This is a genomic window from Mesorhizobium erdmanii USDA 3471, from assembly GCF_000472705.1.
Taxonomy (GTDB): Bacteria; Pseudomonadota; Alphaproteobacteria; order Rhizobiales; family Rhizobiaceae; genus Mesorhizobium; species Mesorhizobium erdmanii.
This window is the reverse complement of sequence record NZ_AXAE01000013.1, coordinates 119,976-146,351: the sequence shown is the minus strand read 5'-3', so window position 1 is coordinate 146,351 and position 26,376 is coordinate 119,976. Positions and strand designations below refer to the sequence as shown.

Genomic DNA, 26,376 nt, shown 5'->3' with positions numbered 1-26,376 from the left:
GCGACGAACCGCGCCGCCCGACAGCTTGCTGTCTTGCATCTTCTCAACACCCCATCTGACCGAGGGCGTCCCGAAATGTCAGTCGCGGGACGCTCGCGATTTCGTGTAGGGGCGATGTGTGACAGGAACGCGACGGTGAGAAGCGGTCCGCGCAGCGGACGAAAAGCCAATTGCTTGGCTTTTCGAGCTTCGAACGCCCTGAGCCTGCGAAGGGCTGCGGCGCGGCCGGCTGTTAACAACAGAAGCGCCGGGCTTTCAGCTACAGCAATCCCGCCAGTTCAGCCTCTTTGCGCAGATTCTGTCTCGGCCTCGGGCCGATCTGCTGGATCACCAGGCCGGCCGCCAGCGAGCCAAGGTCGCCGCAGGTCTTGAGGTCGCGGCCTTGCGTGTAGCCATGCAGGAAGCCGGCGGCGTAGAGATCGCCGGCGCCAGTCGTGTCGACCAGTTCCCTGATGGCGGTCGCCTGGATGACCACCGTCTCGTCGCCGCGCACGATGACCGAGCCCTTTTCCGACCGCGTCACGGCGGCGATCCTGCAGTCCTTGCGGATCCTGGCCAGCGCCTCGTCGAAGGACGATGTCTGGTAGAGTGACTTGATCTCGTGGCTGTTGGCAAAGACGATGTCGACCGTGCCGGAGCGCATCAGGTCGAGGAACTCGTCGCGGTAGCGGTCGACGCAGAACGAGTCCGACAGCGTCATCGACACCTCGCGGCCTGCCGCGTGCGCCAGTTTCGCCGTCTGCCGGATCGCTTCCTTGGCGCGCGGCGGGTCCCACAGATAGCCCTCGAAATAGGTGACCTTGGCGCCGGACGCCTTGTCGGCCTCGACATCCTCCGGCCCGAGCTCGACGCAGGCGCCGAGATAGGTGTTCATCGAGCGTTCGCCGTCGGGGGTGACGAAGATCATCGAGCGCGCCGTCGGCGGCTCGCCGGTGAGCGGCCTGGTGTCGAAGGCGACGCCCTGGGCGTGGATGTCATGCGCATAGATTTCGCCCAGCGCATCGTTGGAAACCTTGCCGAAGAAGGCGGCGCGTCCGCCGAAGGAGGCGACGCCGGCGGCGGTGTTGCCGGCGCTGCCGCCGGAGGCCTCGATCGCCGGACCCATGCGGCTGTAGAGCAACTCGGCGCGCTGCGTGTCGATGAGGTTCATCGCGCCCTTGATGATGCCGTTGGTCTCGAGGAATTCCTCCTCGCACTGGGCGATGATGTCGACAATGGCATTGCCGATGCAAAGCACGTCATAATCCGGCATCAATGTCTCCACCAAAAACCTAGAGCAATTCCAGGAAAAGTGCTTAGCGGTTTTCCCACAGGAATTGCGTACAAAGAGAGAGCCGGCTTCTTGCCACGCCCGGGCGGGTCTACAGCAAGAGCCCGAAAATTGGCAACCGATTTTCTGTCGTTCCCGCGCGGCGGTGACAACCAGGCGCTACGATAATTCGACCGTGGACGAAGCATTTCTTCGCGGCGTTGCCTAGAACAAGCCCGATCATATGCGAGAGCGGCGAGCCCATGTCTGCAAAGAGCGATACAACCACCGACCTGGCATTGCTCGGCGTTCTGGCTGTGCTGTGGGGCGCTTCCTACACCTTCATTAAGATCGGCGTCGAAACGATCCCGCCGGTCACCTTCATCGCGGCCCGCACCATGATCGCCGGTGGCATCCTGTTCGCCATCATCCGTTGGCGCGGGCTGACCATGCCGGGCGACGCTGCAAGCTGGCGCCGCTTTGCCTTCCAGGCCTGCCTCAACAGCGTCATCCCGTTCACGCTGATCGCTGCGGCCGAGCGCTCGGTCGATGCCGGCCTTGCCACCATCCTCAATGCGACCTCGCCGATCTTCACCTTCGTTTTCACCGCGCTCATCACCCGCCATGAGCCGGTCACGGTGCGCAAACTGGTCGGTGTCGGCGCCGGCATAGCCGGTATCTGCCTCATCGTCGGCACCGAGGCGCTGGGTGGCCTCGGTCACGAATTGTGGGCGCAAATCGCCATCGTCGTGGCGACGGTCTGCTATGCCGGTGCCGCCATCTTCGGCCGTGGCTTCAAGGGTCTAGATCCGATGCTGCCGGCCGCCGGCTCGATGCTCTGCGGTGCCGTCATGCTGGTGCCGCTCAGCCTGGCGGTCGACCAGCCCTGGACGCTCGCACCGTCGATGGCCTCGATCCTGTCCCTGATCGGCCTGTCGGTCTTCTCGACGGCGCTCGCCTTCGTCATCTATTTCCGCCTCATCCACACGCTGGGTTCGGTCGGCACCACGTCGCAGGCCTATCTGCGCGTGCCGATCGGCGTCGGCATCGGCGCCGCCGTCCTCGGCGAAAGCCTCGGGCCGACCGTGTGGTTCGGCATGGCCTTTGTCATTGCCGGCGTCGCGGCCATGACCATCCCGGTCAGAAAGCCGGCGTTTGCTAGGTAGCGACCCGCGCTTGTGCTCGCGACCCGCGCTGCCTATCTCGTGAACGTTCCGCCTTTCGGCGGTGTCCGCTGACCTGGGGTTGATGCACGGTGATTTTCGACGCTGCCCGCGCTGCGGCCTTCGAGCTGCTCTCGCCGCCGTTTCGCGCAGTGTTCATCAAGACGCTGGGCCTGACCGTGCTGGCGCTGGTTGCCTTGTGGTTCGGCCTGACGAGCCTTGTCGAATGGCTGGCCCTGCCATGGCTCGAGACGCTGTTGCCCGGCATACCGTCCTGGGCCGGCTGGCTGGGCGGCATCATCGCGGCGATCGTGCTTGCCTTCGGCATGGCGCTGCTTGTCGCGCCGGTCACGGCGGTGATCGCCGGCCTCTTCCTCGACGATGTCGCCGAGGTGGTCGAGCGCACCGACTATTCCGCCGACCCGCCCGGCCGTGCCATGCCGGCGCTGCGTTCGCTGGTGCTGGCGGTTAAATTCTTCGGTGTCGTCATAGCAGGCAACATCGTCGCGCTCCTGCTTCTGCTTGTGCCGGGCATCAACATCGCCGCCTTCTTCATCGTCAACGGCTATCTGCTCGGCCGCGAATTCTTCGAATTCGCCGCCATGCGCTTTCGCGCCGAAGACGAGGCCAGGGCCTTGCGCAGGAACTACGCTGGCACGGTCTTCCTTGCCGGGCTGGTCATCGCGGCCTTTCTTGCGGTGCCGCTGCTCAATCTGCTGACACCCCTCTTTGCCGCCGCCATGATGGTGCATCTGCACAAGGCGATTTCGGCGCGAGAGAGCCGTCGCTAACCGTCAGCTACCGGCCCTTCTAGCCGAGGGATTTGCCGAACAGCTCCTGCAATTTGCCGAACGGCATGGCGGCGCGGGTGAAGCCGAACGTGCCGTCCTGCTGGATTTCGCGCGCCGCCGTCTCCAGCATGCCGTAGGCGAAGTTGGTCAGCCACGGCCCCAGCGAAATGCGTTTGACGCCGGCCATGGCAAGATCGGCGATGGTGAAGCCTGGCTTCGCCATGACGTTGACCGGCTTGCCGACCGCTGAGCAGAGGGTGCGCACCATCTCGACGTCGCCGATGCCCGGCGCGTAGAGCACGTCGGCACCGGCCTTCTCGAAGGCCTGCAGCCGCTTAATGGTGTCGTCGAGGTCGGACTTGCCCCAGAGAAAATTCTCGGCCCGCGCCGTGAAGACGAAATCGCGCTTGAGTGCCCGCGCCGCCTCGACCGCCGCCGCGACGCGTTCGACCGCATGCGCAAAATCATAGATCGGCTTGTCGGGATCGCCGGTGTGGTCCTCGATCGAGCAGCCGGCAAGGCCGGCCGCTTCCGCCGCGAAGATGGTTTCGGCGGCCTGCTCGGCGCTGTCTCCTTTGCCTTTCTCGAGATCCGCCGAGACCGGCAGGTCGGTCGCCGCCGTCACCTCGCGGCAATGGTGGATCATCTGTTCGAAGCTCACGGCGCCGTCTGGCAGGCCGCGCGAAAAGGCAAAGCCGGCGCTGGTCGTCGCCAGCGCCTTGAAACCGAAGGAGCCGAGTAGCTTGGTCGTGCCCGGATCCCAGGGATTGGGCATGACGAAGGTCGAGGCATGCAGGTCGCGAAAGATCTTGCCCTTGTCCATGAATGCTCCCCATCACGAGTGTCGGCGCGGATGCTATCGCGGTGTCCGCGGCTGGGCAAACGAATGCGCTTGGTTCAGAAGCGTTTCGCGTTCTCTGCTGACAACTTCTCGAACGCATCGGAATCCTTGACGTAGTGTGAAGTCTTCGTGTCCCAATGGTAGGTGACGGAAATGTCGTGCGACGCTACATCGGGCGCAGCCTCATCGCAACTTTCACCACTCGGCACCGTGGCGTCGGTCGCCGTCACCTTGATCGCCGCATAAGGCTTTCCGTCGTCCAGCGTCAGGAAGGCCAGATCCTGGGTGCGTTTGTAGGCGCAGACGTTCTCATCGAACGTGTTGATCGTGTCGACCAATTGAAGGCGGTCCTCGCGAGGCAGGATCAGCAGCGTACTCACATAGCCCTGGTTGGAATTGAAATGCGTGCTCATGGAGATGAGCACGTCGTCGCCAGCGCCGATCGAAAGCTTGTTCGGCTCGCGGAAATAGGTGCTGCGGTCGACCGCGACATTGGCCGCATCGAGCAGTTTCGGCTTGGCCGTCACGTCGTAGAGCGCCAGCACCGCATAGCCTTCGGCACTGTCGGGAGAATCGCCGAGATCGAACAGCATCGCCAGCCGATCCTTGCCGCCAGCCTTGATGGGAAGCACCGCCGCATTGGGCAGGTTCGTCGTCTCCGGCGGCGAGCCGCCGTCATCGCCACCGGCAATGTGGCGCATATCGATCGGCAATCCGCCCTTGTAGAAACCGTCCTTGTCGGCGCTAAGGTCTGGGATGACCATCTTGGCCAGGTCGAGATAAGTGACATCGCTGCGGCCGGGCAGCGGGTTGTCGAGTTCGGGAAAGCTCACGGCCTGCGCGCCGGCCGCCGTCCAAAAGAACGGCAGCAGCATCAACGCGAGCGTGAAGCGGAGCAGGTTCGTCGGCATGAGTTTCGCCCGAGATCAGGCCTCACGCTAGCACGGGTTCCAGCATCGTGCAGCCGTGTCGAAACGGGATCAGTGGATCGGCACCAGGCCGGCCAGCTCGCGCATGTCGTCGAACAGGATGCCGCCGGCCTGGATCAGGCCATCGCGGTCGGAATAGGGATCGCCATGATAGGAAAACACCCGCATGCCGGCGGCAATGCCGGCCTGCGTCCCGGCGACGCTGTCCTCGATGACGATGCAATCGGCGGGCGCGAAGCCCATGGTCCTGGCCGCGTGCAGGAACAGGTCCGGGAACGGCTTGCCGCGCGAAACCATGGTGGCGGAAAACAGCGCATGTTCGAACAGCGGCAACAGCCCGGTCTGGCCAAGCGTGATGTGCATTTTCGAGATTCTGGCCGAGGTGGCGACGCAATAGGGGATACAGGCCGCGCGGACCGCCTCGATGAATTCCCGGACGTAAGGGATCGCCTCGACGCCATGGGAAAACAGATCCGGCAGCCCTGCGTTCCAGCGATCAACAAAATCGGCGCCGAGGCGGAGCTCGGTCTCGGCTTCGATTTCCTTCTGCACCGAGGCCATGCTGCGGCCGGAGAAGTTCTTGCGGCAATATTCGAAATTTGTCGGGTAGCCGGCGGCACTCAGCCATTCGGCGAGGCGCCGATTGGCGAGATTTTCGGTGTCGACGAGTATCCCGTCGCAGTCGAAGATGACAAGCTTTGGTATCCTGGTCACGCTGTTCCGGTCGATCCGAACCCGCCCGAGCCTCGCGCCGTGCCGCCGGCCAGCGAACGCTCTTCCACCGCCACCTGCGTCACAGCGGCGAAAACGATCTGGGCAATGCGCATGCCGCGCGTCACCGCGAAATCCTCGTCACCATGGTTGATCAGCAGCACCTTCACCTCGCCACGGTAGTCGCTGTCGACCGTTCCCGGTGAATTGAGGACGGTGAGGCCATGCTTGAAAGCAAGGCCGGAGCGCGGCCGCACCTGGCCTTCCATGCCTTCGGGAATCTCCAGGATCAGCCCGGTCGGCACCAAAGCGCGTTTTCCCGGCAGGATCAGCAGGGGCCTGTCATCGGGCACCGCCGCACGCAGGTCCATGCCGGCGGCTCCGGCGCTTTCGTAAGCGGGGAGGGGAAGTCCTTCGGCGTGCGGCAATCTGACGAAGCCGACAGTCGGACCGATGACGGAGGAGTTTTGGAGGGCTGCGCGCATAAAATCGATCCTATCGGCGCGATTGCCGATTCGGTCAATTCGCCCGCACCGCTATCAACGGCTTTCTTTCGGGCATCACTGTGACCGAGCACACCTCAGCGCACTTCCATCGGTACGACCGTGGTCTCCTTGATCTCCTCCATGACGAAGGAAGCGGAGACATCTGACAACGCCACCTTGGCGATTAGCCGCTGGTAGAGCCGGTCATAGGCCTTCACGTCGGCAACGCGGGCGCGCAGGACATAGTCGAGGTCGCCGGACATGCGGTAGACCCCGGTGATCTCGGGAAAGCCCGTCACCGCCGCCCGGAATTTCTGCAGCCAGCCCGGATCGTGATTCGATGTCCGGACCAGGATGAACACCGACAGGCCAAGTCCGAGCTTTTCGGGGTCGACCAGCGCCACGCGGCCGGTGATCACGCCATCCTCCTCCAGCCGCTTGACGCGCCGCCAGCAGGCATTGCGCGACAGGGCCACCCGTTCCGACAGCTGGTCGACCGACAGCGTGCCGTCGCGTTGCAATTCGGCAAGCAGCTTTCGATCGATCTCGTCGATTTCCATCGGCATGTTGGGATATTTGTCCCAACGAATAGCGAAACACAAGGATATTTTGAGACCAATGAACCGACGAGGCGTGTCAGGATACCTACTATCTGAACTCAAGTGCTGAAGGGGACCCAGCATGTCGGTCGCAAGGATTTTCACCTCTCATCCGGCCAAGGTCGGTGAAACCTACTTTGGCCATATGGCCTTTGCGGCGTGGTTTTCCTCGCGCCTGCTGATGGCGGCCGGTGCCGCGCTCGTTCACGCTTTCTTGCCATTTCTCTTCGAGACTACCGCCAGCCGAATCGTCCGCGAGCTTTACGAGCGGACGCACAACAGAGGTTCGCACGCGATCAAGGAGCCGGTGGCTCTTGCGGATCGCGCCTAGAGGACGACAGAAGCAATGTGCCGGTGGGCGGCCTATCTCGGTGAAGCGGTCTTTCTCGAGGACATCCTCACGGCGCCCTGTCACTCGCTGATCGCCCAGAGTCATTGCGCCCAGGAAGCCAAGTCGCCGACCAATGGCGACGGTTTCGGCCTTGCCTGGTATGGCGACCGGCCGGGGCCCGGCCTCTATCGCGATATCCTGCCGGCCTGGTCCGATCCCAATCTGAAGAGCCTGTGCCGGCAGATCAAATCCGGCCTCTTCCTTGCCCATGTGCGGGCCTCGACCGGCGGCGCCACCAGCCGCATGAACTGCCATCCCTTCATCTCCGGCCCGTGGTCGTTCATGCACAACGGCCAGATCGGCGGCTTTGAAAAAATCCGCCGCGCGCTGGAGAATTCGCTGTCCGACGCCGTCTTCGACCAACGCGAAGGCACCACCGATTCCGAACTCTTCTTTCTCCTGATGATCGACGAAGGACTGGCTGGGGACCCGCAAGGCGCCGTCTCGCGCGCCACCTACCGGGTGCTCGAAGCTTCCCGCCGAGCCGGTCTCGAACCTGCCCTGAAACTCACCGCCGCCTTCGCGGACGGGCAGGCACTGCACGCGGTGCGTTACGCCACCGATGCCCACGCGCCGACGCTCTACACCTCCAGCTTTCGCAAGGGTGGCGGTCGATGCATCGTCTCCGAACCTTTCGATCGCGAGGGTGGCGACTGGCAAGCGATTCCGCCATCGTCCTTCGTCACCATGACGAAGGACGGCATCGACATCGGGCCCTTTGCTCCAGCCGCGGCCAAGCTGGCGCTGGCCGGGTAGCTGCCTGCGATCTGCTTACAGGCTACTGAGCGAACCGGCCCAACCCGTAGGGCGTCAGCAGCGGATCGCGCTCGCCGTCAAGAATTTCCCTCGCGGCGAACAGGCCTACGGCCGGCGCCAGCGTGATGCCGGAATGCATGACCGCGACGTAGAGCCCGTCCAAGCCCTCGGCGCGCCCAATGATCGGAAAGCCGTCGATCGGCGTCGGCCGGTAGCCGAGCGTATGGAAATCCAGTTCAAGCTCATCGCTGCCGTGTAGGCTGGCTTTCAGGACCGCAAACAGCTCCCGGGCGGTCGCTCCGGCATCCATGCCCGGATCGGCGCCGCCGAAATCCGAGCCGGCGATGATGCGGCCCTCGGCCGTCTGGCGCATGTGCAGCCGCTCGGCCAGCACCAGCCCATTGAGCAATTTCGGATAGGGCCGCGAATGGACGATCAGGCCGGGCGGGGTTTCGATCGGCAAGGTGACGCCGACATTCGCGGCAAGATCCGGCGAGCCGACACCGGCGGCGACCACCACCTCGTCGGCGCTCATCAGGCCATGCGAGGTGTCGACGCCGCTGATCCTGTCGCCGGTCTTGACCAGCGCGGTGACTGTGCTGGCGATGATCCTGGCGCCATGCCGTTCGGCATCGGCCAGCAGCGCCCTGGTTGCCGCAACCGGCTCGGCGACGCCCTCCTCGGCGACATAGAGGGCGAAGTTCGGCAGCTCGGCGAGATTGGGCTCGATGCGCGCCGCGCGGGCGCGGTCGATGTGCTCGATGCCATAACCCCAGGACGAATGCTCGGCGATGTAGGCTTCCATGTCGCTTGCCGACATGTCCCAACGCAGTCCGCCGCACCAGGCGAGCGGCAGCCCAGGGAGTTCGTTTGCCAGCCGCTTCCATTCGGCCATGGCGCGGCTGCGCAGCCGGAAATAGATCTCGGGATTGCCCCAGCTGGCGTTGATCCAGGCAAAGGAATTGGGTGTCGCGACGCCACCGGCACCGCTCTCGGAAACGACCGTCACCCGCGCGCCAGCCTTGGTCAGATGCCAGGCGATGGAGGCACCGATAATGCCGGCGCCGATGACAATGACCTGTTTTTCCGAAGCCATGCTTCCTCCTCTGTCTCATGATGCAAGGGATGTTCCCCAAGTGGCATTCCTGCGGCCGCTTGCCAATGTCGAAATGCACGCAGGCTTGAAGGATGGTGAGAGACGGCATCCGTAGTCCGCTTGCGTTGCCGGAGCGGTCGACAGCCCGGCACTGCGCTGCTAGAAGCCCGGCCTGTCACACGGATACTCCAAAGAATGCCCGAAACAATACCAGAGGAAGTAGCGCGCCGCCGCACTTTCGCGATCATCGCCCACCCCGACGCCGGCAAGACGACGCTCACTGAAAAGCTGCTGCTGTTTGGCGGCGCCATCCAGCTTGCCGGCGAGGTCAAGGCCAAGAAGGATCGTATCCAGACCCGGTCCGACTGGATGAAGATCGAGCGCGAGCGCGGCATTTCGGTCGTCACCTCGGTGATGACGTTCGAATATGAGGACAATGTCTTCAACCTGCTCGACACGCCCGGCCACGAGGACTTCGCCGACGACACCTACCGCACGCTGTCTGCGGTCGACTCGGCGGTCATGGTCATCGACGCCGCCAAGGGCATCGAGCCGCGCACGCTGAAACTGTTCGAGGTTTGCCGGCTGCGTGACATTCCGATCATCACCTTCGTCAACAAGATGGACCGCGAAAGCCGTGATCCGTTCGAAATTCTCGACGAGATCGAGCAGAAGCTGGCCTTGGATACGGCCCCCATCACCTGGCCGATCGGCCGTGGCAAGACGTTTTCCGGCACCTACCACCTGGCCTTGAACGCCGTGCGCAAGGGCGACGACGAGAAGGAGCGCACGCCGGTCAACGGTCCCGATTCCAACCGCGTCGCCGGCCTGCTGCCGGAAAACGAGCGCGAGGCCTTCATCGAGGAGCTGGAGCTCGCGCGAGAAGCGTGCAGGCCCCTTGATATAGAAGCCTTTCGCGAAGGCCATCTGACGCCGGTCTATTTCGGCTCGGCGCTGCGCAATTACGGCGTGCGCGACCTGATCGAGGCGCTTGGCGCCTTCGGCCCGCCGCCTCGCGCGCAGGAGGCCGACACCCGCAAGGTAGAGGCGACTGAGGACAAGATGACCTCCTTCGTCTTCAAGATCCAGGCCAACATGGACCCCAACCATCGGGACCGCATCGCTTTCGTGCGCGTCTGCTCGGGCAAGCTCGAGCGCGGCATGAAGGCCAAGCTGGTGCGCACCGGCAAACCGATGAGCCTGTCGGCGCCGCAATTCTTCTTCGCCCGCACCCGCGTCACGGCGGACGAAGCCTTTGCCGGCGATGTTGTCGGCATCCCCAACCACGGCACGCTGCGCATTGGCGACACGCTGACCGAGGGCGAGGAGATCCTGTTCCGGGGCGTACCGAATTTCGCCCCGGAAATCCTGCGCCGCGTCCGGCTTGGCGACGCGATGAAGGCGAAAAAACTTAAGGAAGCGCTGCACCAGATGGCCGAGGAAGGGGTCGTGCAGCTGTTCTCGCCCGAGGACGGCTCGCCGGCCATCGTCGGCGTCGTCGGCGCCCTGCAACTCGACGTGCTGAAGGAGCGGCTGAATTTCGAATACACGCTGCCGGTCGAATTCGAGATGTCGCGCTTTTCCGTCTGCCGCTGGATTTCGGCCGACGACAAGGCCGAAGTGCACCGCTTCATCGAAGCGCATCGCGGCGACATCGCCCGCGACCTCGACAACGATCCGGTATTCCTGGCCCAGCACGCTTTCTCGCTGAACTACGAAGCCGAGCGCTGGAAGGCGATCCGCTTCGCCACGATCAAGGACTACCAGGTCCGCGAAAAGGCCGCTTGACCTCTTCCTTCTCCCCGTTTCACGGGGAGAAGGTGCCCGAAGGGCGGATGAGGGGCAGCGCCGACGTAAAGGGGTCGCTTACCCCTTCGCAGCCGCCTCGAGTTTCCCGATGTCGATCTTGCCCATCTGCATCATCGCTCCCATGACGCGGCCGGCCTTGGCCTTGTCGGGGTCCTGAAGCAGGCGCGGCAACTGCTCCGGCACGACCTGCCAGGAAACGCCGAACTTGTCCTTCAGCCAACCGCAGGGGCCGGGTTCGCCACCGCCCTCGGTCAGTTTCGTCCAGAAATGATCGACCTCGGCCTGCGTCTTGCAGTCGATCGAGAGCGAGATCGCCTCGGTGAACTTGTATTGCGGACCGCCATTGAGCGCCTGGAACTGCACGCCGTCGAGCTCGAACGAGGCGACCAACACTTTGCCCTCGTCGGCGTGGCCCTTGGGCCAGCGCGTAACGCTCAGCACCTTCGAATTCTTGAAGATGGAGACGTAGTGGTTCATGGCGTCTTCGGCCTGGCCGTCGAACCACAGGAAGGTGGTGATCTTTTGCATGGTTTTCTCCTCGGGTTTCTTTGCGGGAAATCAGGCGGCGCCCTTGGCGGCGTCCTGTAGCGAAGTGAGATAGGCGTCGAGTTGGGCGTAGCTTTGCGCCATGCCGCTGGTCATGCCGGTGCCGAGCGCGCTGTCGCGCGCCGCTGACGAAGCGTAGAGCACCGTCTGCGTCAGCAGCGTCTTTCCGGTCTGTTCGGCAAAGATCACCGTTCCAACCGTCTCGCCGCCGGTCCAGTCCTCGTCGAACAGTTCGGTGGCGACGAGGCGGCTTGGGCGCACGATTTCGCGATAGGCGCCGCTCATGCCCATGCTGCGGCCATCACGGTGCTGCCAGACGTAGCGTGTGGCGCCGCCGACCCTGAGGTCGATCTCGCAGATCGCCAGACGCCAGCCGTCCGGGCCGTGCAGCCAACTCTTCAACAGTTCCGGCACCGTCCAGCAGTCGAACACCATCGGGCGGGGCGCGTCGAAGACCCGGGTGATCTGGACCTCGCGATCGCTGGGCGTGGTCACGGTCAATGTGGCGACGGTCGAGCCGGGCAAAGTTGTGGTGCTCATAATAATCCTCCTGCTGTTCGTCCAAGGACGTTTGGCCAACCGGCGATCCGACACGGCTTTTGATTTTTCCCTTTGGGATGAAGACGCCGGCTTCGGCTATTGTTCCGCGTCGCCGGCCGTCTTGTTGGCCTGCATGGCACCCAGCAAGGCGTCGAGGCGCTGGAAATTGCCTTCCCAGATCTTGCGGTAGCGCTCGAGCCAGTCATTGGCTTCGGCCAGCGGTTTTGCTTCCAGCCGGCACGGCCGGCGCTGCGCGTCGCGGCCGCGAGAGATAAGGCCGGCGCTTTCGAGTACCTTGAGATGCTTGGAAATCGAGGGCTGGCTCATGGCGAAGGGCTCGGCCAGTTCCATCACCGATGCCTCGCCTTCGATGAGCCGGGCAAGGATGGCGCGCCGCGTCGGATCGGCAAGCGCCGCGAAGGTGGCATCGAGCTGGTTCATGACGTATCCATAGCCAATAGGGTATATACCCAATTGGCTATATAATACGAGGCTTGGCTCGTCAACCGCCCAGTGGATTTCGTGGCGCATTGTAAAAATGTGGCCAGACCATACTTGCGAGTCTATAACGCCTGCGGTCCGAACTCAGCGCCGCCTCGCTCCGCATCGAGCGCAGCCAGCCAGCTAAGGAAAATTCATGCCTGCCTATCGCTCCCGCACCACCACTCATGGCCGCAACATGGCCGGCGCCCGCGGCCTTTGGCGTGCCACCGGCATGAAGGATAGTGATTTTGGCAAGCCGATCATCGCCGTGGTCAACTCCTTCACCCAGTTCGTGCCGGGTCACGTCCATCTGAAGGACCTTGGCCAGCTGGTCGCGCGCGAGATCGAGAAGGCCGGCGGCGTTGCCAAGGAATTCAACACCATCGCCGTCGATGACGGCATCGCCATGGGCCATGACGGGATGCTCTATTCGCTGCCGTCGCGCGAGCTGATCGCCGATTCCGTCGAATACATGGTCAATGCGCACTGCGCCGATGCCATGGTCTGCATCTCCAATTGCGACAAGATCACCCCCGGCATGCTGATGGCCTCGCTGCGCCTCAACATCCCGACCGTGTTCGTTTCCGGCGGGCCGATGGAGGCCGGCAAGGTGGTGCTCGCCGGCAAGACGCAAGCGCTCGACCTGGTCGACGCCATGGTCGCGGCCGCCGACGACAAGATCTCCGACGAGGACGTCAAGGTCATCGAGCGCTCCGCCTGCCCGACCTGCGGCTCCTGCTCGGGCATGTTCACCGCCAATTCGATGAACTGTCTGACCGAGGCGCTGGGCCTGTCGTTGCCGGGCAATGGCTCGACGCTGGCCACGCATGCCGACCGCAAGCGGCTGTTCGTCGAGGCCGGCCATCTCGTTGTCGATCTCGCCCAGCGCTATTACGAGCAGGACGATGAAAGCGCACTGCCACGCAGCATCGCGTCCAAGGGCGCTTTCGAAAACGCCATGACGCTCGACATCGCCATGGGCGGCTCGACCAACACGGTGCTGCACATCCTGGCCGCAGCCCACGAGGGTGAGGTCGACTTCACCATGGAGGACATCGACCGGCTGTCGCGGCGGGTGCCGGTGCTGTGCAAGGTGGCGCCGGCCAAATCGGACGTTCATATGGAAGACGTTCACCGCGCCGGCGGCATCATGGCCATCCTCGGCCAGCTCGACAATGCCGGGCTGATCAACCGCGATCTGCCGACCGTGCACACGGCAAGCCTTGGCGAAGCGCTCGACCATTGGGATATTTCCCGCACTTCCAGCCAGAATGTCCGCGACTTCTTCCTCGCCGCGCCCGGCGGCGTGCCGACACAGGTCGCCTTCAGCCAGGACCGCCGCTGGGATGATCTCGACCTTGACCGCGAGAAGGGCGTCATCCGTTCGGCGGAAACGCCATTCTCGAAGGACGGTGGCCTGGCCGTGCTGAAAGGCAATCTGGCGCTCGACGGCTGCATCGTTAAGACGGCCGGCGTCGATGAGTCGATCCTGAAGTTCACCGGCCCGGCGCGGGTGTTCGAAAGCCAGGACGCTTCGGTGAAAGCCATCCTGGCCAACGAGGTCAATGCCGGCGATGTCGTCGTCATCCGCTACGAGGGCCCGCGTGGCGGACCCGGCATGCAGGAGATGCTCTACCCCACCAGCTATCTGAAGTCGAAGGGCCTGGGCAAGGCCTGCGCGCTGGTCACCGATGGGCGCTTCTCCGGCGGCACGTCTGGCCTGTCGATCGGTCATGCCTCACCTGAAGCCGCCGAGGGCGGCACGATCGGGCTGGTCCAGGAGGGCGACACGATCGAGATCGACATCCCCAGCCGTACGATCCGTCTTGCCGTCAGCGATGCCGAGCTCGAAGCGCGCCGCGCCGCGATGGAGGCGAAGGGCGCCCTGGCCTGGAAGCCGGAGGAAAAGCGCAAGCGCAAGGTGACGACGGCGTTGCGCGCCTACGCCGCCTTCGCCACCAGCGCCGACAAGGGCGCGGTGCGGCACGTTCCGGAGTAAAGCTGGTTCTTCCTTCTCCCCTTGTGGGAGAAGGTGGATTGGCGCGTAGCGCCGAGACGGTTGAGGGGTGGGTGACGGAGTACCGTCGGTGCCAAGCTGGAGCCCCCTCATCCGGCCTCACGGCATCAACTGGTACTCATAGAGCTTCTGGTAAAGCCCGCCCTGGTTGAGCAGGGTCCGGTGCGGGCCGCTCTCCACCACCTTGCCGCCCTCCAGTACCAGGATCGTATCGGCCTGGTGTACCGTCGACAGGCGGTGAGCGATGACGATCGTCGTGCGTCCTTCGGTCAGCTGCTGCAGAGCGTCGCGAAACAGCGCTTCGGATTCGGCATCGAGCGCGCTGGTCGCCTCGTCGAGCAGCAGGATTTCGGCGTTGCGCAGCATGGCGCGCGCGATCGAGATGCGCTGGCGCTGGCCGCCGGACAAGAGGCCGCCATTCTCGCCGACATCGGTCTCGTAACCTTTCGCCTGCGCCATGATGAAGTCATGCGCGTTGGCGGCCTTGGCGGCGGCGATCACCTCCTGGTCGGTCGCGTCCTCCCGCCCAAGCCGGATGTTGTGCATGATCGTGCCGGCGAACAGGAACGTGTCCTGGCTGACATAGGCGATCTTTTCCCTGAGCGAGGCAAGCGTCGCCTGCGAAATGTCCTGGCTGTCGAGCAGCACCTTGCCGCTCTTCGGGTCGTACATGCGCATGATCAGGTTGAGGATCGTCGACTTGCCGCCGCCGGATGGCCCGACCAGCGCCGTCATCTTGCCCGGCGCGAAGGTCAGGTCGAACCCGTCGAGCACCGGCGGACCGTTCTGATAGGCAAAGCTGACGGCGTCCAACCGGATCTCGCCCGGTCCGGCCCGAAGCGGTTTCGCGTTGGGCTTCTCGGCCAGCGTCAGCGGCTCGTCGGCGAGCTGGAACATCATGCGCACGCCGACAATGCCGCTTTCGAGCGAGATGCGGACGCGCGCCAGGCGTTTGGCCGGTTCATAGGCAAGCAGTAGCGCGGCGATGAAGGCCATGATGTTGCCTGGCATCTGGCCGCCCTGCAGAACCAGGAGGCCGCTGATCATCACGGCGCCGGCGATCGCCAACCCGGCAAGCGTCTCCATCACCGGGCTGGTCACCGCTTCCAGCGCGGCGATGTTGTTGGCCCGGTCCTCGACGTCCGCCACCGCCTTGTACATGCGTTTGCGCATCAAGCCTTCGAGGTTGAAGGATTTGACGACGCGCACGCCGATCGCCGTTTCCTGCATCACCTGAATGATCTGGCCGACCGAGCGGAACTCCATCGCGGCGAACTTGCGCACACGCTTCAGGATGCGGTTGACGCCGTAGATGGCCAGGGGACCGACGGCGAAGCAGATCAGCGACAGCGCAGGCTGCTGCCAGACCATGACACCGATCAATGCAAGCAGCGTCACCAGATCGCGCACGTAGGATGTCACAATGAGATCGAGCACGTTGCGCGCCGCCTGCGCATTGTTGGTCATGCGGGTGATCAGGTCGGATGACGAGGTCGAGTGGTAAAATTCGATGCCTTGGGCCAGGATGCGGTCGTAGATCTTGCGCTGCCGGTCGGCAATGATGGCATTGCCCACCCGGCTCATGAAATAGGCCTGGACGAAATTGGCGAACCCCTTGAGGATGAAGATCCCGGCGACCGCCGCGCCAATCATGTTGACGCGTTCGATCCGCTTGTCGATCACGAATTCATTGGTGATTTCGCGCAGGATCCAGGCGCTCGCGGCCGTCATGCCGGCCACCACCAGCATCGACACGATGGCCGCGGCATATCCGAACATATGCTGCCGGAAAGACTCTTTGACCAGCCGCACGATAAGGCGTTGGTTCTCCGCCGAGCGTTCGTCGCGTTTCAGGAACGGCAAGTTCAAGTTCACACGGGAGTTCCATGGTTTGCGACTATGGCCTTGAGTTCGGAGCCGATCGCTGCGTAGACGAAAGGCGGCTTATAGAGCGAGTTACCTCCGGAGGGAACCTTTCGCGCTCGCTGAAAGAAACGGCTGCGGCAAGCTGTCTTTTGCGCCACCATGGCTCGCTGATTCTGAATGGGATGACGACAAATGGATTTCGACCTTATCGTTCGTGGCGGCACGCTGCCTGACGGCAGGATCGCCGATATCGGCATTGTCGGCGAGACGATCGCGGCGATCGAGCCTAAATTGCAGGGGGCCGCACGGATCGAGGTCGATGCGCGCGGCAACCTGGTCTCGCCGCCCTTCGTCGATCCGCATTTCCACATGGATGCGACGCTGTCCTATGGCATTCCGCGCATCAACGCCTCGGGCACGCTGCTCGAAGGCATTGCGCTATGGGGCGAATTGAAGCCGCTCTTGACGCATGAGGCGGTGCGCGACCGCGCGCTCGCCTATTGCGACTGGGCGGTGTCGATGGGCCTGCTAGCGATCCGCACCCATGTCGACGTTTGTGACGACCGCCTGCTGGCCGTCGAGGCCCTGCTCGACGTCAAGAAAACCATCGCCCCTTACATCGACCTGCAACTCGTGGCTTTCCCGCAGGACGGCTTCTACCGCTCGCCGACGGCGCGCCAGAACACCATTCGCGCACTGGACATGGGCGTCGACATCGTCGGCGGCATTCCGCATTTCGAGCGCACCATGGCCGACGGCACGCGCTCGGTCACCGAGCTTTGCGAGATCGCGGCTGAACGCGGCCTGATGGTCGACCTGCATTGCGACGAGACCGACGACCCGCTGTCGCGCCACATCGAGCAACTGGCCTATGAAACGCAGCGCCTCGGCCTGCAAGGCAAGGTGGCCGGCTCGCACCTCACCTCGATGCATTCGATGGACAATTACTATGTCTCGAAGCTTCTGCCGTTGATCGCCGAGGCCGGCGTTTCCGCCATCCCCAATCCGCTGATCAACATCATGCTGCAGGGCCGTCACGACAGCTTCCCGAAGCGGCGTGGCATGACCCGGGTCAAGGAGATGCAGGCGCTCGGCATCCGCGTCGGCTGGGGCCAGGATTGTGTGCTCGATCCCTGGTATTCGCTGGGCACCGCCGACATGCTCGACGTCGCTTTCATGGGCCTGCACGTCGCCCAGATGTCGAGTCCCGCCGACATGGCGCGCTGTTTCGACATGGTCACCAACGTCAATGCCGCCATCATGGGTCTCGACCATTTCGGCCTGGCGGTAGGCAAGCGTGCCAGCCTTGTGATCCTCGACGCCGGCAATCCGATCGAGGCCCTGCGCCTGCGCGCCGAGCGCATCTGCGTCATCGCCAAGGGCAAGGTGGTGGCGGAACGGACAAGGCAGGATACCAAGCTTTCGATCGATGGAAGGCCGGTTATGGTGAACCGTAGGCACAAAACCGCGTAGCGCCACCCGATTTCCGCTACTGGCCTTGCCGATTTTCGGGTTTTCTCCTCGTCAAAGCGGCTGCTTGCGTCTACGACGCAGCCTACGCGAGGGAGGAATCGGGATCGGCATGACGCAGCCCGTGGCGCAGAATTCCACAATCAGGAACGTGCTTGTGGCCGGCATTCTGCTGATGCTGGCCGGCGACTTCCTGTTTGCGCTGAACGATGCCATGGGCAAATGGCTGGTCGCCAGCTTCTCCGTCGGCCAGGTGGTGCTGATCCGCTCCATCGGCGCTTTCTTCGTGCTTGGCCCGATGATCGCCCATCAGGGCACCGCCAAGCTGTTTCGCATGGAACGGCCCGAACTGCAGATCCTGCGCGTGGTGGCGACCACGCTCGACACCGCGCTCTTCTATGCCGCGGTGGTCTATCTGCCGCTTGCCGATGTGATGAGTTTCTACATGGCGGGGCCGATCTATGTCGCGGCGCTGTCGCATTTGCTGCTTGGCGAAAAGGTCGGCTGGCGCCGTTGGGTGGCGATCCTGCTCGGCTTCTGCGGCGTGGTGATCATGCTGAAACCCTCCACGGCCGCATTCTCGCTGTCGTCGGGTTTCGCGCTCGTCGGCAGCTTTGCCTTTGCCTTCGCCATCATCCTCAGCCGAAGGCTGCGCGGCACCAGCGATACCAATCTGGTGACATGGCAGACCATCGGCACGCTGCTGGTCGGCGCCGTGCTGACCATTGGCGCATGGCGCACGCCCTCGGCGCTCGATTTCGGTGCGATGCTGCTGCTCGGTATCGTCTCCTGCGGCGCCCATCTCATGATCACCAGGGCGCTCAAGCTGGCGCCGGCCTCGACGCTGGCGCCACTGCACTACACGCTGCTCCTGTGGGCGGTGGTGTTCGGGCTGGTGTTCTTCGGCGACGTTCCCAGTCCGCGCATCCTGATCGGCTCGGGTATCGTCGTCCTCGCCGGCCTGTTCATTTTCCACCGTCAGAAGGTGGTCGACACCACGGTGCCGCCGGAGAATGTTCCAAAGGGCGTAAACTAACCCAGGCGTATGGCAGCCAGGTGCCTTGAAAACTCCGGCGTCTCCATCAATTCCTTGCAGCGCGCGAACCGCCCGTCGGCATAGGCGCGGAAATCGTCGACCGGATTGTTGTTGGCGAGTTGGATCAGTCCCCACAGCGTCCACAAAAGGTCGCACATCGCCTTGTAGATGACGACGCGTCCGCGCTCGGCCGGGCGCGCTTCGCCGCCGAAGTAGGCGCGCATCATCTCCTCGTCCTGCGCCGCGTCGAACTTGCCTTCGACGCTGAGGTCGCCGAGATCCCAGAGCGGGTCGTTCATCCCCGAATATTCCCAGTCGACGATCCACATCCGCTCGCCCGTGTCGAGGAAGTTCTCGCACAGCGGATCGCAATGGCAGGCGACGAGGGGCCGCGGATGGGCGGCCAGGGCCGACCGCACGCTGCCGGCCTCGCGCACCACGTCGTGATAGCCGGCGGGCAGCGTGACGTCCTTGGTCGACAGCACCTTGAGATAGTCGTCGACCATCGAAAACAGTTCGAAGCGGAAGGGAAACACCGCACCGGATTCGTGCAGCTTGCGAAAGGCCTCCCCGGCGCGGGCCGGGCTGCCCGCCCGTTCCCTGAATTTCTCCGGTGACATCGTTACCGCGCCGGTGATGAAGCGCGTCACCATCACCCCGGTGCCGGCGTCGGCATGCAGCACTTGCGGGCTGACGCCGGCCTTTGCCGCCTCGCGCGCGGCCACCGCTTCGTTGGCGCGGTTGATGTATTCCTCGGTGCCCTTGCCTGGAATGCGCAGGCAGAGATCGCCGGCCCTGAAGACGAGGTTGGTCAGGCCGCCAAGCCGTTCCAATGGGCCGCTATAGCCGGCCAGTACCGGAATGGCGTCAAGTTGCGCCCGCGCCTCTTCTGTCACCATGCCTGCGTCCCCACGCCGATATTTCTCACCGCAACGGTTCCACAATTTTCGTCGTTTGGCTATCATGCCGCAAAGACAATGGATTGGGGAACAGGTTGACGGACAGCAAACATCATGGCGCGCTGGGCGAGGCCTACGCAGCCAAGCGACCCGAAGAGGTGGCAGCCCTTTATGACCGCTGGTCGCAGACCTACGACGCCGATATGTCGGCCGCCGGCTATCGCCATCCGACGATCTGCCTTGCCTTGCTGACCCGTCATGTGCCGCGCGGCTCAGCCCCGCTGCTCGACGCCGGCGCCGGCACCGGGCTCATCGGCGAATGGCTTGATATTGCAGGCTATCCGCAAGTCGAGGCTCTCGACATCTCGCACGGCATGCTGGACCAGGCCGCCCGCAAGGGCGTCTATTCGGCGCTGCATTGCCTGGCGCTCGGCGGCACACTTCCCTTCGCCGACGATGCCTATGCCGGGATTGTTGCGGCCGGGGTCTTCACCTCAGGTCATGTCGGGGTCGAAGGGCTGGACGAGCTGATCCGCATCTGCCGGCCGGGTGGTGTCATCGTGCTGACGGTGAAGAACACGCTCTGGGAGCAGGGTTTTGCTTCGCGCATCGCCGAACTCGAAGCGCAAGGGCTCGTCACCCGCGTCGAGGAAACGCGCCCTTACGTCTCGATGCCGGGAGAAGCCGATACCGTACCGAGCCGCGGCCTCGCCTTGCGGGTGAATTAGGCTTTCACCCGCTCCGCCGCTGGATCATACATCGGCTCGAGATGGATTTTCGCCGGCGTTTGCTCCATCCCCACCACCAGCTCGTAGGCGCCCGAGGTGAGAAAATCGTCGCTCACCCCTTCGGCGTTGCGCACATAGCCATAGCCGATGTTTTTGCCCACTGTGTAGCCATAGCCGCCGCTGGTCAGGTAGCCGACCGACTCACCATCGCGCAGGATGGTCTCGCGGCCGAGCAGCACGATTTCGGGATTGTCCACCGTGAAGCCGGCAAAGCGTTTCTTCAAAGGAGCGCCGCCGATCTTCTCCAGCGCGCGCCGTCCGACGAAATCGGCGTTCTTGCGCAGCTTGACCGCCCAGCCGAGACCGGCCTCCTGCGGCGTGTCGTTGGGCGTGATATCGGAACCCCAGGCGCGGTAGCCCTTTTCCAGCCGCAGCGATTCCAGCGCCCGGTAGCCGACCGGCCGGATGCCGTATCTGCCGCCTGCCGCCATCAGCGCGTCGAAGACTTCGCCTGTCGCCGCAATCGGCACGTGCATCTCCCAACCAAGCTCGCCGACATAGGTGACGCGCAGCGCCCGAACTGTATGGCCGGCGATGGTGATTTCGCGCACGTGTCCGAACGGGAAGCCGGCGTTCGACACATCGGCATCGGTCACCGCTGAAAGCACATCGCGTGCACGCGGCCCCATCAGCGACAGCGTGCCGAAATCCTCGGTCACATCGGTCAGCCCGGCATTGAGGCCTTCGCCTATGTGGTCGCTGATCCATGAGGCATCATGTGTGCGGAAACCGGTGCCGGTGACGATGTAGAATTTCTCCTCGGCCAATCGCGCCACGGTGAGGTCGGCCTCGATGCCGCCGCGCGTGTTGAGAAGCTGCGTGTAGATCAACCTGCCGACCGGCTTGCTGACATCGTTGGCGCAGATCCAGTCCAGTGCCCTGGCCGCGTCGGGTCCGCTCAGCTCATATTTGGCGAAGGACGACTGGTCGAAGATGCCGACATGCTCGCGCACATGCCGGTGTTCGTCGCCAACCGCCGCGAACCAGTTCTGGCGTCCCATCGAATAGATGTCCCGCGGCTCCACACCCTCCGGCGCGAACCAGTTCGGCCGCTCCCAGCCGAGCTTCGAGCCGAACACGGCGCGCTGCTGCTTCAGCCTGTCGAAAAGCGGCGAGACGATGCTCGGCCGGCCTGAGGCATACTCCTCGTGCGGGAAGCCGATCGTGTAGTGCTTGCCATAGGCTTCCAGCGTGCGCTCGCACACCCACTGCCGGTCGCGGTGCAGGTTGGAAAAACGCCTGATGTCGACCACCCACAGGTCGAGCGGCGCTTCGCCGTCGACCACCCATTGCGCAAGCACCCAGCCGGCGCCGCCGCCCGAGGCGATGCCGAAAGCGTTGAAACCGGCGCCCACGAACATGTTGGCGCATTCGGGTGCCGTGCCGAGAATGAAATTGCCGTCCGGAGTAAAGCTCTCCGGACCGTTGATCATCTGCTTGACGCCGACCGTCTCCAGCGCCGGCACGCGCGCGATCGCCTGTGTCATGTGCTGTTCGAAATGGTCGTAGTCGTCGTCGAACAGCCGGAACTCCCAGTCATTGGGCACGTCCCCCCCGGAGAGACCAGTCGTCCACGCCTGCGGATTTGGCTCATAGCCGCCCATCACCAGCCCGCCGACCTCTTCCTTGAAATAGGTGCGCCGGTCTGGATCGCGCAGCGTCGGCGCATCGGTCGCCAGCCCCGCGATCTTCTCGGTGACGATGTACTGGTGCTTGACTGGCTGCAGCGGCACGTTGATCCCGGCCATGGCGCCGACCTGCCGCGCCCACTGGCCGGCACAGTTCACCACCTTGTCGCAGGCGATGTCGCCTTGATCGGTCTTCACCGCGGTGATGCGGCCATCCCTCATCTCGAAGCCGGTGACGCGGACATTCTCGAACAGCTTGGCGCCATGCATGCGCGCGCCCTTGGCCAGCGACTGGGTGATGTCGGAAGGGCTCGCCTGGCCGTCGGTAGGCAGCCACGAGGCGCCGACGAGATCGCCAGTTTCCATCAGCGGCCACATCGCCTTGACCTCGGCCGGAGACAGAAGATGCATGTCCATGCCGAAACTCTTCGCCGTCGTCGCCAGCCTTTTGTATTCGGTCCAGCGGTCGGCATTGGTGGCGAGCCGCAAGCAGCCGGTCATCTTCCAGCCCGTGGCAAGGCCCGTTTCGGCCTCCAGCCCCTTGTAGAGATCGACCGAGTATTTGAGCACGCGGGTGATCGAGGCCGAGGAGCGCAATTGCCCGACCAGGCCGGCCGCGTGCCAGGTCGAGCCCGAGGTCAGCTTGCCCTGTTCGATGAGCACGACGTCGGCCTTGTGGTCGCGGGCCAGATGATAGGCCGTCGAACAGCCGATGATGCCGCCGCCGATGACGACGATGGCGGCCTGGCTGGGTAAGGTCATGATTTCAGGATCCCGTATTTTGTCCGGTAGTTTTCCAGCGCCGCGTCGAGCCGCACCAGGTTTTCCTCGGTGTAGGCGACGTAGTCGATGCCGGGTGCGTCGAGATAGAGTTCCGACACCATGCTCCACATCGCCTCGCGCAGCAGCGAGGCGCATTGCATGGCGGCGTGCGAACGGCGGATCGCCTCGTCCGGCTCCTTCATGAAATACGCGGTCAGGAAGGCAAAGGATTCCGCATCGCTCATGCCGGCGTTCGAGGCGACGCCTGCAAGGTCGAACATCGCCGTGTTGAAGCCCGCATATTCAAAATCGATCAGCCACAGCCTGCTGCCGTCGTCGAGAATGTTGGCCGGCAAAAGATCGTTGTGGCCAAACACGATCGGCAGCAGTTTCTGTGCCCGCTCCAACTCGTCGGCCAGCGTCAGCAGGCGCGGCAAGTCGACGCGCTTGCGGCTGCCGCCTTCCTCGAGCGTGCGCGCATAGTCGCGGATGACGTGGAACACCCAGAACATGAAGCCGGCGCCGGAGATATGATTGGGCATTTCCCGGTGAAAGGCGCGCATCAGGGCGGCGACGCGGCCGAGATTGGCGCGAACGTCCTCCGCCAGATAGGTCTTGGCGCCAAGGAACGCTGTCACCAGGATTCCCGGTTCGGCATACCGCACCGCCGGCGCGAACCCGGCGGCATGGGCCGCCCGCGCGGTCATCACCTCGCGCTCGCGGAAGACATGGTGGAAAGGGTAGTCCTGGCCGAAGCGCACGACATGCCGTCCGGCAGCGTCACTGACGACATAATTGGCGTTGCTCAGGCCGCCGGGCAGCGGGGCGATCTCGATGGCGCCGGTCCAGCAGGGCAGGGCGCGGATGCGATCTTCGGCAATCACGGAATTATCCCTGTTTTGCTGGCCTGGTTTGCGGGCTTCGACAAGGCGCCGTGGACAGCGCGACGATGCTGGGGAGAAACGCAAATAATCTCGTCGGTGCGGGACGCCAGGATTGGTATCCCGCACCGCACCGACGAGCCCCTTGGCCAGGTTTGTGAACCCGGCATCCGCCCCCGCGGATCTGAGAATTCATTCCGCCAGACACGATCAAAACCGTCTGGTCGGTGAGTTGCGGCTCTGCCATCACCCTCCCGTTGCAGTTCCGAAACCCCTGTTTATGCCTGGATTTCACGCCAGGGTTGCCCGGTTGTCAACAAAAACATGTGACTTTTTTTGGGTGTTTTGCCCGAACCGAGTCGGATTCCCTTTAAAAGCACTCGAATTACCTTAAAACCGGTCAAGCATCTTAATCCGGGAAACCAAATGGTCCATTCCAAACGCCACGGCGAAATCCTGCGGGTGCTCCAGGAAGAAGGAACCGTGACCATCGCCAGCCTTGCCGACCGGCTGGGTGTTTCGCTCGAAACCGTGCGCCGGGATGTCAAGCCGCTCACCAGTGATGGCTCGGTAGTGAAGATGCATGGCGCCATCGGCCTGCCGTCGATGGTTGGCGAAGCGCCCTTCGAACGACGCATGCGCGAGAATGCCGATGCCAAGCGCATCATTGCCCGCATGGTCGCCGCCACCATCCGCGACGGCGAATCGGTCATGCTCGACACCGGCACCACGACTTCGTTCCTGGCCCGCGAACTGCTCGGCCATCGGCGCCTGACGGTCGTCACCAATTCGTCCGACATCGCCCGCACGCTGGCCACCATCAACGGCAACAAGGTCTATATGGCCGGAGGCGAATTGCGCAGCGATTCAGGCGCCGCGTTCGGCACTTCGGCCATCGAGTTCGTCAGCCGCTTCTCGGTCAGCCATGCCGTCATCTCCACCGGCGCAGTCGATGCCGTGACCGGTGTCATGGACTATGATCTGGAAGAGGCCGAATTCGCCCGCATGGTGCTGTCGCGTGGCCAGCGGTCGCTCGTGATTACCGACCACACCAAATTCGGCCGGCAGGGCCTGGTTCAGGTCTGCGGCTTCGACGGCTTCTCCGAACTCGCTACCGACCAACCGCCGCCACGCGATATCGCCGCCGCGCTGGCACAGGCCGGCGCACGGCTCAGCATTGCCGGCGGCGAAGCCGGATTCTAACCGAAACAAGCCACTGATGGGCGCGCGCACCGCACGCCTGCATGGGCCGATCGCTTGCGATGACGCTATGCGGGCAAGGCGCGAAAACTCATCCTGAAGCATGCACCGCTGGGCTTGCCGTCGAGGATCTCGATGCGGCCGCCATGCAGTCGCATGATTTCCTGCACGAGGTTGAGGCCGAGCCCGGCGCCGTGATCTTGCGGGCGCAACCTGTAGAACGGCTCGAAGATGCGCTCCCGCTCGCCCGGCGGCACCCCGTCGCCTTCGTCCCGCACCTCGATGACGGCCGGAGCCGCAACGCTGATGGTGATCTTGCCGGCGCGGCCGCCATGCTCGATGGCGTTCTGGACGATATTGGTCACGGCACGTTCGATCGCGGTGCGGTCGCCGCTGGCGAGGACCGTCTCCCGTTCCGGCTCGAACGACATCTCGTACCCGGCCGCGAATGCCATCGGCGCGAGATCGACGATGACGCCGCGCGCGATCGCCACCAGGTCGAGCTTCGCGAAGGATGTAGCTTGCCGGTCGAGGCGTTGCAGGTCGAGCAACTGGTCGGTCAGCGTTGAAAGTCGTGCCGCGTCCTGCAGCAGCCGTGCCCGCTCCGGCGTCGCCGGCAGCGAGGCAAGGCGCGTGTTGAGGATGGCGACCGGTGTCCTGAGTTCATGGGCGGCATCGGTCAGGAAGCGCTTGTGACGCTCGTAGCCTTTGTCGAGACGCGCAAGGGCAGCGTTCACCGCCTTCACCAGCGGCGTGACTTCCCTTGGTACGTCCTTCAGTGGCAGCTGCACGCCGCGCTGGTCGATGTCGATACGCTCGGCTTCGGCCGCCGCATGGCCAAGACCGGAGAGAGCACCGCGCACCACCCAAGGCGTGGCGACCAGCGTCGCCAGCGCCATCAACCCGGCGAGCGGCAAGATGCCTTGCAGGAAGAATTGCGGCGCCTGCCCGAGCAGGCGCGTTAGCGAAAGCCCGCCCTTGGTGCCGGTGAAAATCTGGACATTGCCGGCGGCAGTGTCGGTCCAGCGGATCTTTCCCTCCGGCGGCGCGGCCTCGCCGATTGCATGGTCGATACGGGCGTCGCTGATGGTGTCCAGCAGTCTGACAAAGGGCTGGAACACTGCCGGTACCGTGCCCTCCTGCAGCCGTTGCCCCTGCTTGTCACGGATGACGAACCAAAGGTCGGGAACGTTCGATCGCAGCATTGCCATGTCCGGCGTCGCGTTGACGACGAGCCTGCCGCCTGCATCGCGCGCCACCGCATCGGCCAGCACGTCCATCGTTCCGTCCTCGTAGTCGTGTGGGATGAGGCCGGTGGCAAGCATGCCGCCAATGATGCCGACGATGATCAGCGTCAGCATCGCGCATTGCAGCAAGGCGATGCGCAGCACCAGGCTCCATTTCAGCGAACGCGGGCGCTTGAGGCTCATCGCTTGGTGC

Annotated in this window: 25 protein-coding genes; 10 read left to right on the top strand and 15 right to left on the bottom strand. The window is 63.9% G+C overall.

Going from position 1 to position 26,376, the window contains the following annotated elements; genetic code table 11:
- Positions 1–259 precede the first annotated feature (259 nt).
- Positions 260–1,252 (bottom strand): adenosine kinase, encoded by a 993-nt coding sequence (locus A3AU_RS0109745; RefSeq protein ID WP_027052641.1) that lies wholly within the window; start codon positions 1,250–1,252, stop codon positions 260–262.
- Positions 1,253–1,512: 260 nt separating this feature from the next.
- Between A3AU_RS0109745 and A3AU_RS0109740 the strand changes: the two genes are divergently transcribed.
- Positions 1,513–2,415 (top strand): DMT family transporter, encoded by a 903-nt coding sequence (locus A3AU_RS0109740; protein WP_027052640.1) that lies wholly within the window; start codon positions 1,513–1,515, stop codon positions 2,413–2,415.
- Between the two features lie 89 nt (positions 2,416–2,504).
- A complete protein-coding gene (locus tag A3AU_RS0109735; RefSeq protein ID WP_027052639.1) occupies positions 2,505–3,203 on the top strand; it encodes a sulfate transporter family protein in 699 nt (232 codons plus the stop codon).
- A 19-nt stretch (positions 3,204–3,222) separates the two neighbouring features.
- On the opposite strand, the gene A3AU_RS0109730 is transcribed toward A3AU_RS0109735, so the two are convergent.
- From A3AU_RS0109730 to A3AU_RS0109710, 5 genes are all read right to left on the bottom strand, one after another.
- Positions 3,223–4,026, bottom strand: a complete 804-nt coding sequence (locus tag A3AU_RS0109730) for an isocitrate lyase/PEP mutase family protein (protein WP_027052638.1) — start codon at positions 4,024–4,026, stop codon at positions 3,223–3,225.
- Positions 4,027–4,100: 74 nt separating this feature from the next.
- The gene (locus A3AU_RS0109725) at positions 4,101–4,955 is read right to left on the bottom strand and encodes a hypothetical protein (protein WP_027052637.1); all 855 of its coding nucleotides are present in this window, start codon (positions 4,953–4,955) and stop codon (positions 4,101–4,103) included.
- A gap of 69 nt (positions 4,956–5,024) precedes the next feature.
- On the bottom strand, positions 5,025–5,687 hold the full coding sequence (locus tag A3AU_RS0109720; protein ID WP_032917110.1) for an HAD family hydrolase: 663 nt from the start codon (positions 5,685–5,687) through the stop codon (positions 5,025–5,027).
- Positions 5,684–6,169 (bottom strand): dUTP diphosphatase, encoded by a 486-nt coding sequence (gene dut / locus A3AU_RS0109715; protein ID WP_027052635.1) that lies wholly within the window; start codon positions 6,167–6,169, stop codon positions 5,684–5,686. The genes A3AU_RS0109720 and dut overlap by 4 nt, the downstream gene beginning before the upstream one ends.
- Before the next feature lie 95 nt (positions 6,170–6,264).
- On the bottom strand, positions 6,265–6,735 hold the full coding sequence (locus tag A3AU_RS0109710) for an Lrp/AsnC family transcriptional regulator (protein ID WP_027052634.1): 471 nt from the start codon (positions 6,733–6,735) through the stop codon (positions 6,265–6,267).
- A 115-nt stretch (positions 6,736–6,850) separates the two neighbouring features.
- Here A3AU_RS0109710 and A3AU_RS0109705 point away from each other — a divergent pair, with 115 nt between their 5' ends.
- A complete protein-coding gene (locus A3AU_RS0109705) occupies positions 6,851–7,099 on the top strand; it encodes a DUF6356 family protein (RefSeq protein ID WP_027052633.1) in 249 nt (82 codons plus the stop codon).
- 15 nt (positions 7,100–7,114) lie between these two features.
- The gene (locus tag A3AU_RS0109700) at positions 7,115–7,915 is read left to right on the top strand and encodes a class II glutamine amidotransferase (RefSeq protein WP_027052632.1); all 801 of its coding nucleotides are present in this window, start codon (positions 7,115–7,117) and stop codon (positions 7,913–7,915) included.
- Between the two features lie 22 nt (positions 7,916–7,937).
- Here A3AU_RS0109700 and A3AU_RS0109695 read toward each other — a convergent pair whose 3' ends face one another.
- Positions 7,938–9,011, bottom strand: coding sequence for an NAD(P)/FAD-dependent oxidoreductase (locus A3AU_RS0109695; protein WP_027052631.1), 1,074 nt, complete (start codon positions 9,009–9,011; stop codon positions 7,938–7,940).
- Between the two features lie 195 nt (positions 9,012–9,206).
- On the opposite strand from A3AU_RS0109695, the gene A3AU_RS0109690 reads away from it, so the two are divergent.
- Positions 9,207–10,799, top strand: a complete 1,593-nt coding sequence (locus A3AU_RS0109690) for a peptide chain release factor 3 (RefSeq protein WP_027052630.1) — start codon at positions 9,207–9,209, stop codon at positions 10,797–10,799.
- A gap of 78 nt (positions 10,800–10,877) precedes the next feature.
- Here A3AU_RS0109690 and A3AU_RS0109685 read toward each other — a convergent pair whose 3' ends face one another.
- From A3AU_RS0109685 to A3AU_RS0109675, 3 genes are all read right to left on the bottom strand, one after another.
- Entirely contained in the window at positions 10,878–11,348 is a 471-nt protein-coding gene (locus A3AU_RS0109685; protein ID WP_027052629.1) for a VOC family protein, read from the bottom strand.
- Positions 11,349–11,378: 30 nt separating this feature from the next.
- The gene (locus A3AU_RS0109680) at positions 11,379–11,906 is read right to left on the bottom strand and encodes an SRPBCC family protein (RefSeq protein ID WP_032917109.1); all 528 of its coding nucleotides are present in this window, start codon (positions 11,904–11,906) and stop codon (positions 11,379–11,381) included.
- Positions 11,907–12,002: 96 nt separating this feature from the next.
- Entirely contained in the window at positions 12,003–12,347 is a 345-nt protein-coding gene (locus tag A3AU_RS0109675) for an ArsR/SmtB family transcription factor (RefSeq protein ID WP_027052627.1), read from the bottom strand.
- Positions 12,348–12,543: 196 nt separating this feature from the next.
- Here A3AU_RS0109675 and ilvD point away from each other — a divergent pair, with 196 nt between their 5' ends.
- A complete protein-coding gene (gene ilvD, locus A3AU_RS0109670; protein WP_027052626.1) occupies positions 12,544–14,388 on the top strand; it encodes a dihydroxy-acid dehydratase in 1,845 nt (614 codons plus the stop codon).
- A 117-nt stretch (positions 14,389–14,505) separates the two neighbouring features.
- On the opposite strand, the gene A3AU_RS0109665 is transcribed toward ilvD, so the two are convergent.
- Positions 14,506–16,260 (bottom strand): ABC transporter ATP-binding protein, encoded by a 1,755-nt coding sequence (locus A3AU_RS0109665; RefSeq protein ID WP_027052625.1) that lies wholly within the window; start codon positions 16,258–16,260, stop codon positions 14,506–14,508.
- A 204-nt stretch (positions 16,261–16,464) separates the two neighbouring features.
- Between A3AU_RS0109665 and A3AU_RS0109660 the strand changes: the two genes are divergently transcribed.
- Both A3AU_RS0109660 and A3AU_RS0109655 read left to right on the top strand, forming a co-directional pair.
- The gene (locus tag A3AU_RS0109660; RefSeq protein ID WP_027052624.1) at positions 16,465–17,745 is read left to right on the top strand and encodes an amidohydrolase family protein; all 1,281 of its coding nucleotides are present in this window, start codon (positions 16,465–16,467) and stop codon (positions 17,743–17,745) included.
- A gap of 109 nt (positions 17,746–17,854) precedes the next feature.
- Positions 17,855–18,778 carry a DMT family transporter gene (locus A3AU_RS0109655; protein ID WP_027052623.1) on the top strand — a complete coding sequence of 308 codons (924 nt, stop codon included), beginning with the start codon at positions 17,855–17,857 and terminating at the stop codon, positions 18,776–18,778.
- On the opposite strand, the gene A3AU_RS0109650 is transcribed toward A3AU_RS0109655, so the two are convergent.
- On the bottom strand, positions 18,775–19,677 hold the full coding sequence (locus A3AU_RS0109650) for a phosphotransferase family protein (RefSeq protein WP_027052622.1): 903 nt from the start codon (positions 19,675–19,677) through the stop codon (positions 18,775–18,777). The genes A3AU_RS0109655 and A3AU_RS0109650 overlap by 4 nt on opposite strands.
- A gap of 95 nt (positions 19,678–19,772) precedes the next feature.
- On the opposite strand from A3AU_RS0109650, the gene A3AU_RS0109645 reads away from it, so the two are divergent.
- Positions 19,773–20,405 carry a class I SAM-dependent DNA methyltransferase gene (locus A3AU_RS0109645; RefSeq protein ID WP_027052621.1) on the top strand — a complete coding sequence of 211 codons (633 nt, stop codon included), beginning with the start codon at positions 19,773–19,775 and terminating at the stop codon, positions 20,403–20,405.
- Here the strand turns inward: A3AU_RS0109645 and A3AU_RS0109640 are convergent.
- Entirely contained in the window at positions 20,402–22,855 is a 2,454-nt protein-coding gene (locus tag A3AU_RS0109640; protein ID WP_027052620.1) for a GcvT family protein, read from the bottom strand. The two genes, A3AU_RS0109645 and A3AU_RS0109640, sit on opposite strands and share 4 nt — an antisense overlap.
- A complete protein-coding gene (locus A3AU_RS0109635; protein WP_027052619.1) occupies positions 22,852–23,739 on the bottom strand; it encodes a phosphotransferase family protein in 888 nt (295 codons plus the stop codon). The genes A3AU_RS0109640 and A3AU_RS0109635 overlap by 4 nt, the downstream gene beginning before the upstream one ends.
- Before the next feature lie 423 nt (positions 23,740–24,162).
- On the opposite strand from A3AU_RS0109635, the gene A3AU_RS0109630 reads away from it, so the two are divergent.
- Positions 24,163–24,939 (top strand): DeoR/GlpR family DNA-binding transcription regulator, encoded by a 777-nt coding sequence (locus tag A3AU_RS0109630; RefSeq protein ID WP_027052618.1) that lies wholly within the window; start codon positions 24,163–24,165, stop codon positions 24,937–24,939.
- Positions 24,940–25,004: 65 nt separating this feature from the next.
- On the opposite strand, the gene A3AU_RS0109625 is transcribed toward A3AU_RS0109630, so the two are convergent.
- Positions 25,005–26,366 (bottom strand): sensor histidine kinase, encoded by a 1,362-nt coding sequence (locus A3AU_RS0109625; RefSeq protein ID WP_027052617.1) that lies wholly within the window; start codon positions 26,364–26,366, stop codon positions 25,005–25,007.
- Positions 26,367–26,376: the final 10 nt, after the last annotated feature.